The 14,366-nt window shown below is 59.6% G+C and carries 15 protein-coding genes; 7 read left to right on the top strand and 8 right to left on the bottom strand.

Annotated features, from left to right (window positions below; genetic code table 11):
• Positions 1 to 115: 115 nt before the first annotated feature.
• The gene (locus ACS3QZ_RS05405; RefSeq protein WP_456036912.1) at positions 116 to 511 is read right to left on the bottom strand and encodes a cell division protein ZapA; all 396 of its coding nucleotides are present in this window, start codon (positions 509 to 511) and stop codon (positions 116 to 118) included.
• Positions 511 to 1,185: a hypothetical protein gene (locus tag ACS3QZ_RS05410; protein WP_456036913.1), complete on the bottom strand. Its 675-nt coding sequence runs from the start codon at positions 1,183 to 1,185 to the stop codon at positions 511 to 513. Before ACS3QZ_RS05410 ends, ACS3QZ_RS05405 begins: the two co-directional genes overlap by 1 nt.
• A gap of 233 nt (positions 1,186 to 1,418) precedes the next feature.
• Between ACS3QZ_RS05410 and tkt the strand changes: the two genes are divergently transcribed.
• The 3 genes from tkt (at position 1,419) to ACS3QZ_RS05425 (ending at position 5,286) form a co-directional block, all read left to right on the top strand.
• A complete protein-coding gene (tkt, locus tag ACS3QZ_RS05415; protein WP_456036914.1) occupies positions 1,419 to 3,437 on the top strand; it encodes a transketolase in 2,019 nt (672 codons plus the stop codon).
• Between the two features lie 180 nt (positions 3,438 to 3,617).
• A complete protein-coding gene (locus ACS3QZ_RS05420; RefSeq protein ID WP_456036915.1) occupies positions 3,618 to 4,346 on the top strand; it encodes an SDR family NAD(P)-dependent oxidoreductase in 729 nt (242 codons plus the stop codon).
• Positions 4,347 to 4,674: 328 nt separating this feature from the next.
• A complete protein-coding gene (locus ACS3QZ_RS05425; RefSeq protein WP_456036916.1) occupies positions 4,675 to 5,286 on the top strand; it encodes a hypothetical protein in 612 nt (203 codons plus the stop codon).
• Positions 5,287 to 5,526: 240 nt separating this feature from the next.
• Here the strand turns inward: ACS3QZ_RS05425 and ACS3QZ_RS05430 are convergent, their stop codons facing one another.
• A complete protein-coding gene (locus ACS3QZ_RS05430) occupies positions 5,527 to 6,186 on the bottom strand; it encodes a 2OG-Fe(II) oxygenase family protein (RefSeq protein WP_456036917.1) in 660 nt (219 codons plus the stop codon).
• 282 nt (positions 6,187 to 6,468) lie between these two features.
• Here ACS3QZ_RS05430 and ACS3QZ_RS05435 point away from each other — a divergent pair, with 282 nt between their 5' ends.
• Together ACS3QZ_RS05435 and ACS3QZ_RS05440 are read left to right on the top strand one after the other, a co-directional pair.
• Positions 6,469 to 6,960: a hypothetical protein gene (locus tag ACS3QZ_RS05435; RefSeq protein WP_456036918.1), complete on the top strand. Its 492-nt coding sequence runs from the start codon at positions 6,469 to 6,471 to the stop codon at positions 6,958 to 6,960.
• A 35-nt stretch (positions 6,961 to 6,995) separates the two neighbouring features.
• On the top strand, positions 6,996 to 7,496 hold the full coding sequence (locus ACS3QZ_RS05440) for a helix-turn-helix transcriptional regulator (protein ID WP_456036919.1): 501 nt from the start codon (positions 6,996 to 6,998) through the stop codon (positions 7,494 to 7,496).
• A gap of 207 nt (positions 7,497 to 7,703) precedes the next feature.
• Here ACS3QZ_RS05440 and cysK read toward each other — a convergent pair whose 3' ends face one another.
• The 5 genes from cysK to ACS3QZ_RS05465 all read right to left on the bottom strand — a co-directional run bounded on the left by cysK (position 7,704) and on the right by ACS3QZ_RS05465 (position 12,164).
• Positions 7,704 to 8,771 (bottom strand): cysteine synthase A, encoded by a 1,068-nt coding sequence (gene cysK / locus ACS3QZ_RS05445; protein WP_456036920.1) that lies wholly within the window; start codon positions 8,769 to 8,771, stop codon positions 7,704 to 7,706.
• A gap of 80 nt (positions 8,772 to 8,851) precedes the next feature.
• The gene (locus ACS3QZ_RS05450; protein WP_456036921.1) at positions 8,852 to 9,811 is read right to left on the bottom strand and encodes a DUF808 domain-containing protein; all 960 of its coding nucleotides are present in this window, start codon (positions 9,809 to 9,811) and stop codon (positions 8,852 to 8,854) included.
• 356 nt (positions 9,812 to 10,167) lie between these two features.
• Positions 10,168 to 10,665, bottom strand: a complete 498-nt coding sequence (gene coaD / locus ACS3QZ_RS05455; protein WP_456036922.1) for a pantetheine-phosphate adenylyltransferase — start codon at positions 10,663 to 10,665, stop codon at positions 10,168 to 10,170.
• A 108-nt stretch (positions 10,666 to 10,773) separates the two neighbouring features.
• Entirely contained in the window at positions 10,774 to 11,208 is a 435-nt protein-coding gene (locus tag ACS3QZ_RS05460) for a CBS domain-containing protein (RefSeq protein ID WP_093094388.1), read from the bottom strand.
• 59 nt (positions 11,209 to 11,267) lie between these two features.
• Positions 11,268 to 12,164 carry a LysR family transcriptional regulator gene (locus ACS3QZ_RS05465; RefSeq protein ID WP_456036923.1) on the bottom strand — a complete coding sequence of 299 codons (897 nt, stop codon included), beginning with the start codon at positions 12,162 to 12,164 and terminating at the stop codon, positions 11,268 to 11,270.
• Positions 12,165 to 12,266: 102 nt separating this feature from the next.
• Here ACS3QZ_RS05465 and ACS3QZ_RS05470 point away from each other — a divergent pair, with 102 nt between their 5' ends.
• The gene (locus ACS3QZ_RS05470) at positions 12,267 to 13,766 is read left to right on the top strand and encodes a CoA-acylating methylmalonate-semialdehyde dehydrogenase (protein ID WP_093094476.1); all 1,500 of its coding nucleotides are present in this window, start codon (positions 12,267 to 12,269) and stop codon (positions 13,764 to 13,766) included.
• A gap of 76 nt (positions 13,767 to 13,842) precedes the next feature.
• Positions 13,843 to 14,268: a hypothetical protein gene (locus ACS3QZ_RS05475; protein ID WP_456036924.1), complete on the top strand. Its 426-nt coding sequence runs from the start codon at positions 13,843 to 13,845 to the stop codon at positions 14,266 to 14,268.
• Positions 14,269 to 14,366 lie beyond the last annotated feature (98 nt).

Here is a 14,366-nt window from a genome sequence, read left to right on the forward strand (position 1 = left end):
TCCTGCAATTGGCACTCCTCATGTCTCATACGCGCCAGCCCCGCCTTTCCGTCGCCCCATAAACGAAAAAGCCGGGCATCCCGGCCCGGCTTGTTCCAATCTCCATCCCTCGGGATCACCCGGCGGCCTTCTCCTCGACCTCGGCAGCCAGCGCTTCGGCCCGCGCCGCCAGTTCGGCAAGGGTTTCGCTCACTTCGACAGGAATGGTCGGCACCTCGACCTTCTGCGGTTCGGGCGCGGGCGCATTGCGCAACGTGTCCAGCTCCTTTTCCTGCTCGGCCAGCTTGGCTTCCAACTCGCGCAGCTTGTCTTCCACACCAGCCGTTTTGTCCGCAAGCATCAACCCCGCCATCAAAAGCATCCGCGCCTCGGGAATGCGCCCGGTCTGGCTGGTCAGCACCTGTGCCTCGGTATCCAGCATCTTGGCCGCGCTTTGCAGGTAATGCTGTTCGCCGTCCTGACAGGCCACCTCGAACACGCGCCCGCCGATTTCGATTTCAACCTCTGGCATTATCCATCCCCCATGACTTCGCCATCCTGCGCGAGCGCGGCCTGCTGTCCTGCCAGAAGCGGGCGCAGCCCGGACAGGATCACATCCGTTTCCACCAGGTCGGTCTCCCGCAGCGTCTGCAGCGTTTCCAGCTCCGTACGCAGCGAAGCATTGATCAGGTCCGGATCGGACACGCCCTTTTCCGCCGCTTCACGCAGGCGCTGGTTGTTTTCGCGGATATTGCGCGTCATCCGACGCATCCGGCGCAGCCGCTGGGCCAGGTCTTCCATTGTCTCGCGGGTTGCCTGCAAATCCTCCTCCGACACCGCAGGCGCGGTCTCAGCGGCAGCCGTCTGCGCCGCCTCAAGCGCCGCCTCGGCCTCGGCGCGGGATTGCTCGGCCTTTTCTCTGGCAGCTTCGGCTTCGGCCCGTGCCGCCTCGGCCGCATCCGCCGCCTCTCGGGCCGCAGCCAGATCGCTTTCCAGCGCTTCCTGCCGCCCGGTCAGGGCCTTGATACGTTCTTCAAGCTGCTGCCCGGCAAGCTTTTCGTCCTCAAGCGCGCGCTCAAGCTGGTCAAGCTTTGCCTCCCCGTCCGACGGCGCGGCGGCGGGTGCGGATGACAGCGCCTCGATCCCCCGGCCAATCCGGTCCATTGCGGCGCTGATCCTGTTTTCAAGATCACTGATGTCACTCATTTGCCTCGTCCTCGTTCTTTTTCGGGGTTTGGTGCCCCAAGGGTCGTGCCTGTCACAAAAGCCCTGCGAATCGGCCCCCGACCGTCTTGACCCGATATTAGCCAAAGCCCCGGGAAAATGCGCCCCCATATACATCAAGCACTTGGCAGGGGATGCAACCCTCAATGCTTGCACTTCACACATAGGCTGTTATTGAGCACGCGATCCAAATTCCCAAGCAGAGGAACGCAGCCGTGGATATCCAAGCCCTGCGCGAAAAGAACCCAGACCACTGGATGAAGGCCACCGCCATCCGGGCCCTTGCCCTTGATGCAGTTGCCGCCGCAAACTCCGGCCATTCCGGTATGCCGATGGGCATGGCAGACGTCGCGTCCGTGCTTTTCGAAAAGCATATGAAATTCGACGTAGCTGCTCCCAAATGGGCCGATCGTGACCGTTTCATCCTGTCTGCAGGCCACGGCTCGATGCTGATCTATTCGCTGCTCTATCTCATGGGCGATGCGCAGGTCACGCTGGAGCAGATCAAGAACTTCCGCCAGATGGGCGCGCTGACCGCAGGCCACCCGGAAAACTTCCTGCTGGATGCCGTGGAAACCACCACCGGCCCCTTGGGTCAGGGCATCGCCAACGCCGTGGGGTTCGCCATGGCCGAAGAGATGCAGCGTGCCCAGTACGGCCGCAAGATCGTGGACCACAACACCTACGTCATTGCCGGCGACGGCTGCCTAATGGAAGGCATCAGCCAGGAAGCGATTGGTCTGGCCGGACGTCATCAGCTGGGCAAGCTGATCGTGCTCTGGGATAACAACAACATCACCATCGACGGAACAGTCGAACTGTCCGACCGCACCAATCAGGTTCAGCGCTTCAAGGCGTCTGGCTGGCATGTGCAGGAAATCGACGGTCACGACCCCGAGGCCATCGACGCCGCGATTACCGCCGCCAAGAAAACCAAGAAACCCTCGATGATCGCCTGCAAGACCCATATCGCCATCGGTCACGCGGCTCAGGACACGTCCAAGGGCCACGGCGCCCTGACCGACGCGGATCAGCTGGCCGCCGCCAAGGAGCTCTACGGCTGGCCCGGCGGCGCCTTCGACGTCCCTGCCGACGTCAAGGCCCAGTGGGAAGCCATCGGTGCCCGTGGTGCTGCCGACCGCGCAGAGTGGGAAGCGCGCTTTGCCGAGGTGTCCAAACAGAAACAGGACCGGTTCAACCGCGCCTACGCGCTGGAGACCCCGAAAAAGCTTTCTGCCGCCATCAAGGCCCTGAAAAAGCAGGTTTCCGAAGACCAGCCTTCCGTGGCCACCCGCAAATCCTCGGAAATGGCACTGGCAGTGATCAACCCGATCATGCCCGAAACCGTTGGCGGCTCGGCGGACCTGACCGGTTCCAACAATACCAAAACCGGCGATCTCGGCGTGTTTGACACCGACAACCGCAAGGGCCGCTACGTCTACTGGGGCATCCGCGAACACGGCATGGCCGCCGCGATGAACGGCATGGCCCTGCATGGCGGTGTCCGGCCCTATGGCGGCACCTTCTTCTGCTTCACCGATTACGCGCGCCCCTCGATGCGTCTGGCCGCGCTGATGAAGATTCCCACCGTGTTCGTCATGACCCATGACAGCATCGGCGTAGGCGAAGACGGCCCCACCCACCAGCCGGTCGAACACCTCGCCATCTGCCGCGCGACGCCGAACACCTATGTGTTCCGCCCCGCCGACACCGTGGAAACCGCCGAGGCCTGGGAGATTGCGATCTCCTCCAAGGAAACGCCTTCGGTCATGGCGCTGACCCGTCAGAACCTGCCCACCGTGCGCACCGAACACAAGCTTGCCAACCTGACCTCCAAAGGCGCCTATGTGCTCGCCGAGGCGGAAGGCACGCGTCAGGCCATTCTGATCGCCACCGGCTCCGAAGTTGCCACCGCGATGGAAGCCAAGGCGCTGCTCGAAGCCGAGGGCATCGGCACGCGCGTGGTCTCCATGCCCTGTATGGAGCTTTTCGCTCAGCAGGACGAAACCTATCGCCGCAAGGTCCTCCCTGCAGGTGCAGCCGTCCGCGTCGGTATCGAAGCCGCCGTGCGTCAGGGTTGGGACCAGTGGCTTCTGGGCGAACGCGCCCGTCCGGGCAAGTCCGACTTCGTCGGCATGGACCGCTTCGGCGCCTCCGCCCCGGCAGGCGAGCTGTTCGAGAAATTCGGCATCACCGCCCAGAACGTCGCGGACAAGGTCAAGGCCCTGCTCTGACCCGCGCCCGACACGAGACACCACAAGGCGCCCCAGCGGGGCGCCTTTTTTTGCGAAATGCCAAGCAGGACAGCGCGCAGCCCAACATCCACCCTTCGGCCGTAGACACCCCCGAAACACCTTGTCTTGATACTCCCGCCAACTATGCTTCGGCCATCGGGATCAGGAGCTGAAGGCGACATGCAAAAAAACCTGCTGTTGACAGGCGCGAGCCGGGGAATCGGACATGCAACGGTCAAAAGGTTTGCGGAAGAAGGCTGGCGGGTTTTGACCTGCTCTCGCCAGCCCTTCGACACAAGTTGCCCTTGGCCGGGCGGTGAAGAGAACCACATTCAACTTGATCTCTCCGAGCCGATTTCAACGATTGAAGCTGTCGAAGTAATAAAGGACAGACTCGACGGTCGCCTCGATGCGCTGGTGAATAACGCCGGCATTTCTCCAAAAGGCGTGGACGGCGCGCGATTGAACGCGATTGACACGGACCTGACCGACTGGGGAAAAGTGTTTCATGTCAACTTCTTCGCGCCGATTGTCCTCGCCCGCGGGCTGAGACACGAGCTTGAGAAAGCGCAAGGGGCCATCGTAAACGTCACCTCGATCGCAGGCTCTCGCATCCATCCATTTGCCGGGGCCGCCTATGCGACATCCAAGGCGGCACTGGCTGCGTTGACCCGCGAAATGGCGCATGATTTCGGGCCGCTCGGCGTGCGCGTCAATGCCATTGCGCCCGGGGAAATCGAAACGTCGATCCTGTCTCCGGGAACGGACAGAATCGTCGAAAAACTGCCCATGCGTCGTATTGGACAAACCTCGGAAGTCGCGGATGTGATCTATTTCCTGTGTTCGGATCAGTCCAGCTACGTCACGGGCACCGAGATCGAAATCAACGGCGGACAACACATCCGGTAAACACCCCGAGTCGGTAAACCCTCTGTTCAGGCGTTTCTGAGACCCTTTCCTCCCTTCCCGCTCCCATCAGCCGTTTGCCGCTCGCTATGGCAATCTGCGGGGTACACATTTTGTCCGCTTCGCGCTCTCGTATCGCATCACATCCATAAACCAGCGGTTTCCCGCCTTGATATTGAATATCAATTGAGGACATGCCCAGTTACCCACAAGATCGAAAGATCCCCCGGTCCACCAACGCAAGCTTTTTCTTCGCAAGACTTGGAACCGGAGCCCGGCGTAATGCGTTGGGAATGAGACATTGTTGAACTGCGATAACAAGGAGCGAGTCATGAGAATTATTGCGACAACAACAGCGGCCGTTCTGCTGGCAACCCAGGCCTTTGCCGGGTCCTACGAAACACGGTGCGAAACAAAATCCGTGCCCTATCAGGAAACTGTCAAAGGCGGCAGCCCCGAGCGGGTCATCGGCGGCGCCGTCGTGGGCGGCGTGGTCGGACGTGTCGTGACCGACAAGAACGCCGGTGCTGCCGCCGGGGCCATCGTCGGCGGCGTCATCGCCAATGAAACCGCCAAGAAGACCGTCACCAAGTACAGGGACGTTGAAACCTGCACAAACGTGTTCGTGCCCGACCGCATCACCGACGAAGCCGCGCTGCGCACCGTCTTGCAGGACCTGAACGCAGGAAGATCGGTCAGCAAGGAACTGACCATGGACGCCCAGTACACGATTGGCGTCGGCTATGACGGAAAATGGGGACCGAAATCCAAGCTGGCCGCCGAAAAGTATCTCGCAAACCTGTCACCCGACGCGCCGCTCTATTCGCTGGTCGTCAACGATGTGGTCATTGTCAGCTCGGCTGACGCCAACGCGATTGACGAAATCAAGGATGCCCTGTTCCGGGCCGGGGTCGACTCGCAAATCTTCGTTGACCTGCAATAACGCTGTAGCGTCGGGTCAAAGAACCTGCCATCGCCCAGACAAATCCGACTTCGTCGGAATGGACCGCTTCGGCGCGTCGGCCCGGGCAGGCAGGTTGTTCGAGAAATTCGGCATCACCGCACCCAATGTGGCGGACAAGGTCAACGCGCTGCTCTGATCATTTCAGGATACGGGACACGAAAAAGGCGCCCTCATCGGGGCGCCTTTTTTGTCAGAATTTCCGGTGCCTTACCATGTCAGTTAAGCGCTCGACCCAGCACGAGATCGGGTTGGTGATTGGCTCTTGGTTTTGCGTCGGAAGGTTGCGTTAAAGGCGATACTCACTCTCTCTTCGTCGCTCTGATTTGGGTGAACCCAATGCACGAGGTACGAAGGAAACAAGATCAATTCACCAACAGATGGCCGAAAGCTCTTCTTCGTTTGAAAAGCCCCTGCGCCGAGGATCTTCCAATGTTGGAGATCAGATCGTGGATCAAGAAACTCGATCATTCCCGAAGAACCTTCTTCGACGTCTGGCTGCGCAACATAATAGACACCGGACCAGTGCGCGCCGGGATGCGTATGGGGCGCGTTATACCCACCTGTCGGATTTGCATTCATCCAAGCAAAGAGTTTCAGGTGGAAATTTTCATGGTCGAAATTTTCGTTTACCTTGCTTGTGAGTTGCAAAACAGCACTCTGTGCCGCGTCGCGCAACCTTTGAATGCTTGGGGCATCGTTCTCGAACAAATTGCCTTCAGAGTGCCACCCGCCGCGGTTAGATTTTGACACACCGGGGCTCGCTTCGCGCAGTCGCTCGGCCTCCATCAAGAGTGCAGCGTTCAAAACCGCGCAATCCTGGACCTTGAACCGAATGAGCGGTGTGGAGAAAAGCTTCTGGTATTTCGTCTGGTGTATCATTTTCCGGCTCTTCTGGTTTCATTCCAAATCGTAAGTTTTCCCGCGACTGGCCCTTATTACCAAGACCAAACCAAGGGCTTCCCGGTTTCCTGTACCGAGCGTTCGCGTCTTGTCCTTGACGCCCTTCGGTATCCACAAGCGCGGCAAACCAGAAAATATCTCTTTGGATGAATTCACCCCATTTCATCCAAAGTTATATTCCCTGGGTACCCTTTTTGATGCTTGTTTGTTGCAACCAAAACCCAATTGAGAGGTAGCACAATGCGAGTTGGAAAGATCCTGTTGAGCACGTCATTTGTCATGATGGCAAGCACGGCACTGTCGCAGACGTCAAGAGACCAGATTATCGACGAGCTGACGCAACAAGGCTTCAAGCACATCGAGATTAGTCGCACGCTGTTCGGCAACACCCGTTTTGAAGCGACGGGACCAGGTATCGAACGCGAAATCGTTCTTGGAAAAGACGGAACCATCGTTCGTGACAGATCGGAATCCGATGATGAGTATGATGATGACGAGGTCGATGACGACGAAAGCGATGACGACGAAAGCAATGACAGCGAAGGCGACGATAAGGGGGATGACGACGGCGAAAGTGATGGAGACGGTGATGGCGAGAGCGATGGTGATGGTGATGGCGAAGGAGACGGCGATGGTGATAGCGACGGCGAAGGAGATGGTGACAGCGATGGTGATGGCGAAGGTGATGGTGATAGCGAAGGTGACAGCGATGGTGATAGCGACGGCGAAGGTGATGGCGAGGGCGATGACTAAACTACGTCAAAACACTTCAGCTGCTGGACGTTGCTTTGAGCGATAACAGGCCGGTCGACCGAACATTTTATGCAGGGGTGGCGCTCTACACCGCCTCTGCATTCGCTTTTCTTTCCGAGTTGGTCGGAGAGATTTCAGGCTATTACCTATTCAGCGCCAGTTGGTTGGTTCACGAAATCATATCACTCGCAACTTTTTTCGGCTTCACAGTTGGTGGGTTTCTTATTTGGCGCAGCTACCAGTTCTCGCAAAAAAGCCGCGAGGAAATTGAAAGACTATTGCGATCTGCCCAAGGTGAATTTTTTGAAATGCTAAACCTGCAGTTCGGCAGGTGGCAATTGACTGAAGCCGAAAGGGATGTCGCATTACTCACAGTGAAAGGCATGACAGTCAACGAGATAGCAGAGCTTCGCAACACAAGCCCGGGCACAATCAAGGCGCAGAACAATTCGATATATCGAAAGGCCGACGTAAAAAGCCGAACGCAATTACTGGGGAAACTGATAGACAGGCTTTTGGTCGAGCATCCACTCTAACTGCTTTGACCGCAATCACACTCTCGCGATCATTGCGACGCGCCGCAAAGCAGAAAGCACCAAAGCTGCCAAACTCAGGACTATTTTTGGTGTGCAGGGACCGTCGCCGCGAACACGCTGATTATGAATTGGCTTCTCGTCCTACAATTACAACATCCCATGCAAAGGGCACCCCATCAGGGAACCCTTTGCCTGAAATTGCCCCACCTACATCTGCGCTGAAGGCGTCGAGGCCGAAATCGCCCGTTCTTCCTCGGTCATCTCTTCCTCGATCCCGTCAAACAACGGTGTCGACAGATACCGCTCCCCGGTATCCGGCAACATCACAAGCATCACCGACCCTTCCGGCGCGGTCTCGGCCATCTTCATCGCCGTGGCAAAACTCGCCCCCCCGGAAATCCCGGTAAAGATCCCCTCCTCCACCGCCAATCGCCGCGACCACGCGATCCCGTCCGCCCCGGCAATCGGCACCAGTTCGTCGTAATAGCCCTTGTCCAGCGCCTCCTGCAGAACCCACGGAATGAAATCCGGCGTCCAGCCCTGGATCGGGTGGGGCTCGAAATCCGGATGGCTTTCGGTCGGCTGATGCGCGTCATTGCGCGTATTGACATAGCCTGACCCGACAATTGCCGCATTCGCAGGCTCGGTCAGGATGATCTTCGTCTCCGGACGTTCCTTGCGCAGCACCCGCGCCACGCCCGACACCGTCCCCCCGGTGCCATACCCGCTCACGAAATAATCCAGCCGCTCCCCGTCGAAATCTCCAAGGATCTCGCGCGCCGTGGTGTTCTCGTGCATATCCGCATTCGCCGCGGTCTCGAACTGGCTCGCCAGGAACCAGCCGTTTTCCTCGGCCAGCTCCTTGGCCTTGGTATACATGCCAAACCCCTTCTGCGCGCGCGGCGTCAACACCACCTTGGCCCCGAGAAACCGCATCAGCTTGCGCCGCTCGACCGAAAAACTGTCCGCCATGGTCACAACCAAGGGATAGCCCTTGGCCGCACAAACCATCGCCAACCCGATCCCGGTATTGCCCGAGGTTGCCTCGACCACGGTCTGCCCCGGTTTCAACTTCCCCTCGCGCTCTGCCGCCTCGATAATATTGAGCGCCAGACGGTCCTTGACAGACCCCGCCGGGTTGAACGCTTCGAACTTCACGAACACGGTTACATGCTCAGGCGCGATCCTGTTCACGCGGATACAGGGCGTGTCCCCCACCGTGTCCAGAACGCTGTCAAACAGGCGGCCCCGCCCCATAGTCTGCCGGATGGTCATGGTCTGATCCTTTCATTGTCCCGCCCCAGAATACACGAACAAGGCCCCGCAACCTATATCCGGCCTCACTGGAACTTGGGTCAGTGGGCCTTCTTACCGCGAAACATCCCGGCAACCGTGCTCACCACCGGAATGAGCCCCAGCCCCAGCGCCAGCCCGAACACCCCGTCCATCGTCGCCTTTGCAATCCACTCAACGGCTCCGGTCCAATCGGCGGGCACCGCATGCCCCACCGCATAGGCCCAGTCGTGAATGTGGTGCCCGAGCCAGCCAAAGCCCAGCTCCACCAGCCCGTGGATCACGATCGACCCGCCAACCCAAAGCATCGCCGCCGTGCCCACGATGGTCAGCAGCTTCATGAAAACCGGCATCCCCCGCACCAGCCCACGCCCCACGGCCCGAGTCAGTCCAAACCGCCCTCCGGCATACATGGCAAGGCCCACATCATCCATCTTCACGATCAACGCGACCGAACCATAGACCGCCACGGTGATCCCCACCCCGGCCATGGCCAGCGTCGCCGCCTCCATCCAGAAATTGCTTTCCGGAATGCCCGACAGGATGATCGTCATGATCTCCGCCGAGAGGATGAAATCCGTCTTTATGGCCCCGGCGGCCTTCTGCTCTTCCAGGTGCACCGGGTCACCCGCCTCGTCCTCTTTGAACACATGATGCCCGGCATCGCTATGAAACAGCGCATGCGCGATCTTCTCAGCCCCTTCAAAACACAGGTAGGCGCCGCCAAGCATCAGCAGCGGCGCAATCAGCCACGGCGCAAAATTTGCCAGCAGCAACGCGGCGGGCAACAGGATCAAGAGCTTGTTGCGGATCGACCCCTTGGCGATCTTCCAGATGATCGGCAATTCCCGCCTGGCTTCGAACCCGTGCACATATTTCGGCGTCACCGCGGCATCGTCGATCACCGCCCCTGCCGCCTTGGCACTGGCCTTGGCCGCGCCCGCCGCCACATCGTCGATCGAGGCCGCCGCAACCTTGGCAATCCCCGCCACGTCGTCCAGCAATGCCAGCAATCCACTCATGTCATCTGCCCCTGTTCGCCCTGTTGCGCCGTCTCCGCCACCCTGACCCGCCGGGCCCGGACGTGCAAGACCCCTGCCCGGCGTTGCGCATCGCATCTGGCGCGCGCGCCGTTAACCTCGGAAAACCGCCACTGCATACCGACGCAATACCGACGTGATACCGACCCGATACCGAATACAAGAATTGCGTCTTTCCCGCCTGTTAACCGTGATTCTCCACGAAACGCGCCTGCGCGCCGTCAGCACCGCATGAACCTGCCGCGGCGCGGTGCGTTCACACCCCGTTCATCTTCATTTTGCCAAAAATACTCAAATGCGCACCCACAGCGCCAGCCGAGACCGGAGGGGTTGAACCCTCAGCCTTTGCCCAACCGCTCCATCAGCGCCGAATTCACCGGCGCGGTGACGAATTTCGACACGTCCCCGTCCAGCCGCGCGATTTCCTTGACCAGCTTGCTGGCAATCGCCTGGTGTTTGAGATCGGCCATCAGGAACACGGTCTCGATGCTGTCATCCAGGGCGCGGTTCATGCCAACCATTTGATATTCATACTCGAAATCGGTCACGGCCCGCAGCCCACGCACGATGATCTGCGCGCCGACATCCTTGGCGCAATCAATCAGCAGGTTCTCGAACGGATGCGCCACGATCTCGGTCCCGGTCTCCTTTGACAGGGCCGCACATTCCGCCTCGATCATCGCCACCCGTTCTTCCAGCGAAAACAACGGCCCCTTGTCCCGGTTGATCGCAACCCCGATCACCAGCCGGTCCACAAGCACAGCGGCTCGCCGGATGATGTCGATATGCCCGAGGGTGATCGGGTCAAACGTGCCCGGATACAGCGCTGTTCGCATTTCAAAACTCCGCAAATCACTCACGCGCACGCAACATTATTGCGTGCGCGATTGCAAGTGGACATTCTGACATGGGTATTCCTACGGGATAGACCGCGCCACCGGGCCTCAGTGGCCCATGATCATGCCTTCGAGCGCATCTTTTTCCATGGCCAGTTCGCTGAGCCGCGCCTTGACCGCATCCCCCAACGAAATAAGGCCCACGAGCTTGCCGTCTTCCATGACCGGCATGTGACGGAACCGGCCCGCCGTCATCTTTTCAAGCACGGTCACAGCGTCGTCATTGCGCCCACAGGTCACGAGTTCGGTAGTCATGTAGTCATCGACCGTGTCCCCCATGCAGCCCACGCCCTTGCGCGCGAGTTCCCGCACGATATCGCGCTCCGAAAGGATGCCCGCCGGGGTTTCGCCATCGGGCGACACGACCACGGTCCCGATCCCTTTTTCCGCAAGGATTCCCGCTGCCTCGGACACCAATGTCCCGGGCTTCACCGTCAAGACTCCTTCCGAGCCCTTCGACTTGAGAATTTGGTGAACAAGCATAGGCGGACCTCCCTAAAAATAATTCGTAAAATCAAGCGTTGCCGCAAGAATCGGTCTTGTCAAGTTTGTGCTTCCAGTCTGGCGACTTCCTGTCGCAACCCGTCGCACAATGCTTGCGAAAAACGGTTCATCCGCTCCAGCCGCCGATCATCCGCGTGACGGATCAGATAAAAGCTGCGCGTCAGCGAAACCTGTTCCGGCAGAACCTTGATCAGCGCCTTGGCTGACGGGATCGCGAAATCATGCACGATCCCGATCCCTGCCCCGCGCCGGACCCAGTTGAACTGAACAGAGGCCGAATTCGACGCCAGCCGCACCCGCTCCACCCCGGTTTCATGCAGGTAGTCCAGTTCCTTGTCGAAAATCATGTCCGGAATGTATCCCACGACCATGTGGTGCCTCAGGTCTTCCAGCGTGTTGATGGGGGGATGCTGTTTCAGATACCAGCGCGCCGCCGCCAGGTGCAGCTTGTAATCGGCGATTTTCTGTACCGTCAGGCGCCCAGCGGTTGGCGCGCTCACGGCCACGACAAGATCGGCCTCCCGGCGCGACAGGCTCACCACGCGGGGCAAGGCGACGATCTGTATTTCGAGGTCGGGATTGTCTTCGGCGATCTTTGCACAAACTTGCGGCAGCAAGTAATTTGCCGCCCCATCCGGCGCGCCGATGCGTATTTGCCCCGACAATCCAGAGGTTTGACCAACGATCTCTTCGGCTGCTTCCTCGAGCGACTGCTCCATGCGCACGGCATGCCCCATGAGCCTCTGCCCGGCATCCGTCAGCGCATAACCAGTTGGTGACTTGGCAAAAAGCGGCATTCCATAGGTCGCCTCGAGCCGCGCCACCCGCCGTCCCACCGTTGCCGGATCCACAGACAATTGCCGCCCCGCCGCCGAAAGGCTCTCCTCGCGGGCCACGGCAAGAAAGACTTTCAGATCGTCCCAGTTCGTCTTCATTCACCCCCCCCTTGCATTTTTGCAATGCCGTTTTGAAAACATGTCCCTTTTCAGGGGATTTTTGCAAGTCTATTCTCCGGCCAAACCATGATGGAGGATCTCATGCAAGAACTGACCCACTACATCAACGGCGAGCACGTCAAAGGCACGTCGGGGCGTTTCTCGGACGTTTACAACCCGGCCACCGGTGAGGTGCAGGCCAAATGTCCGCTGGCGTCCAAGGAGGAAATGGACCACGCCGTGGCCATCGCAGCCGCCGCCCAACCCGCATGGGCCGCCGTCAACCCGCAGCGCCGCGCTCGCGTGCTGATGAAGTTCGTGGACCTGCTGAACCGCGACATGGACAAGCTGGCCGAAGCCCTTTCGCGCGAGCACGGCAAGACCTTCCCCGACGCCAAGGGCGACGTACAGCGTGGTCTGGAAGTGGTGGAATACTGCATCGGCGCGCCGCAGATGCTCAAAGGCGAATTCACCGACAGCGCCGGCCCCGGCATCGACATCTACTCGATGCGCCAGGCACTCGGCGTGACCGCGGGTATCACCCCGTTCAACTTCCCCGCCATGATCCCGATGTGGATGTTCGCCCCGGCCATCGCCTGCGGCAACGCCTTCATCCTGAAACCGTCCGAGCGTGACCCCTCCGTGCCGCTGATGCTGGCGGAACTGCTCGAAGAAGCGGGCCTGCCCAAGGGCATCATTCAGGTTGTGAACGGCGACAAGGAAGCCGTGGACGCAATCCTTTATGATCCGATCATTCAGTCGGTGGGCTTTGTTGGCTCGACCCCGATCGCCGAATACATCTATGGCACCGGTTGTGCCCAGGGTAAGCGCGTTCAGTGCTTCGGCGGCGCCAAGAACCACATGATCATCATGCCCGACGCCGACATGGACCAGGCCGCAGACGCACTCGTGGGTGCAGGTTATGGTGCAGCGGGTGAACGCTGCATGGCGATCTCGGTGGCTGTTCCGGTGGGTGACGAAACCGCCGACCGCCTGATCGAGAAACTGGTGCCGCGCATCGAAAAACTCAAAGTCGGCCCCTACACCGCCGGTGATGACGTCGACTATGGTCCGGTCGTGACCGCGGCGGCCAAGGAAAATATTCTGCGCCTCGTGGAATCCGGTGTCGAACAAGGCGCCAAGCTGGTCGTCGATGGCCGTGATTTCTCGCTTCAGGGCTATGAGGACGGCTTCTTTGTCGGTCCGCACCTTTTTGACAACGTGACTCCGGACATGGACATCTACAAGAAAGAGATCTTCGGTCCCGTTCTGTCGACGGTCCGTGCCAAAACCTACGAAGAGGCCATCGGCTATGCCATGGATCACGAGTACGGCAACGGCACCGCGATCTTTACCCGTGACGGCGACGCGGCCCGCGACTTCGCGAACCGTATCAACATCGGCATGGTCGGCATCAACGTTCCGATCCCGGTTCCGCTGGCCTACCACACCTTCGGCGGCTGGAAGAAATCGGCCTTTGGGGACCTGAACCAGCACGGCCCGGACGCGTTCAAGTTCTACACCCGGACCAAGACCATCACCTCGCGCTGGCCCTCGGGCATCAAGGAAGGCGGCGAGTTCAACTTCAAACCGATGGATTGATTCAGAATTCCAAGTGTGACAGAAATTCGGGGGCGGCTGCGGTCGCCCCTTTCACGTAGGACGCCCATTACCCGAAATGCCCGTCAAGTTCAGCGTACTTCCTGATCACAACCTTGTCCTTGTGACCTTTTCCGGCACGGTGACGCTGGCGGAAACGACCGAGACCTTCGACCGCTACAGTTCACATCCTGATGCGCGCCCCGGCCAATCGCATCTCGTCGATCTGAGCGCCGTGACAGAATACGAACGGGATTTCACGAAGATTATGGCGCTTCAGGCGCACCAGGTGGATGTCTTCCTTAAAGCGGACGCACCAATCTACCTGATTTTCGTGGCCCCCACCGAGTTGACGCGTACCATGGCCATGGCCGCTGTCCGGTCTTGGCAGAACCTGCCGGGTGTGATCCCGCTTGTCCTGACCAGCCTTGATGAAGCACGGGCCGTTCTCTCGCTCGAAAAACGTGATCTCGAACCGTACAGCGAGCCGGTCGCACAGCGCTGACTCCGATCGCCGGGCAAAATTGCCGCGCCCCCGCCCCGCGCTTGAAAAGAAACCGCATTCCTGCTCAACTTGCCGTGTTTCGACTTGGGAGGACGGCG

The organism is Shimia sp. W99, assembly GCF_053851455.3.

Excerpts from the sequence above, each read along its gene's own strand:
- ACS3QZ_RS05405 (WP_456036912.1), bottom strand. The coding sequence starts at position 511 with ATGCCAGAGGTTGAAATCGAAATCGGCGGGCGCGTGTTCGAGGTGGCC.
- ACS3QZ_RS05410 (WP_456036913.1), bottom strand. The coding sequence starts at position 1,185 with ATGAGTGACATCAGTGATCTTGAAAACAGGATCAGCGCCGCAATGGAC.
- ACS3QZ_RS05420 (WP_456036915.1), top strand. The coding sequence starts at position 3,618 with ATGCAAAAAAACCTGCTGTTGACAGGCGCGAGCCGGGGAATCGGACAT.
- ACS3QZ_RS05425 (WP_456036916.1), top strand. The coding sequence starts at position 4,675 with ATGAGAATTATTGCGACAACAACAGCGGCCGTTCTGCTGGCAACCCAG.
- ACS3QZ_RS05430 (WP_456036917.1), bottom strand. The coding sequence starts at position 6,186 with ATGATACACCAGACGAAATACCAGAAGCTTTTCTCCACACCGCTCATT.
- cysK (WP_456036920.1), bottom strand. The coding sequence starts at position 8,771 with ATGACCATCCGGCAGACTATGGGGCGGGGCCGCCTGTTTGACAGCGTT.
- ACS3QZ_RS05450 (WP_456036921.1), bottom strand. The coding sequence starts at position 9,811 with ATGAGTGGATTGCTGGCATTGCTGGACGACGTGGCGGGGATTGCCAAG.
- coaD (WP_456036922.1), bottom strand. The coding sequence starts at position 10,665 with ATGCGAACAGCGCTGTATCCGGGCACGTTTGACCCGATCACCCTCGGG.
- ACS3QZ_RS05460 (WP_093094388.1), bottom strand. The coding sequence starts at position 11,208 with ATGCTTGTTCACCAAATTCTCAAGTCGAAGGGCTCGGAAGGAGTCTTG.
- ACS3QZ_RS05465 (WP_456036923.1), bottom strand. The coding sequence starts at position 12,164 with ATGAAGACGAACTGGGACGATCTGAAAGTCTTTCTTGCCGTGGCCCGC.
- ACS3QZ_RS05470 (WP_093094476.1), top strand. The coding sequence starts at position 12,267 with ATGCAAGAACTGACCCACTACATCAACGGCGAGCACGTCAAAGGCACG.
- ACS3QZ_RS05475 (WP_456036924.1), top strand. The coding sequence starts at position 13,843 with ATGCCCGTCAAGTTCAGCGTACTTCCTGATCACAACCTTGTCCTTGTG.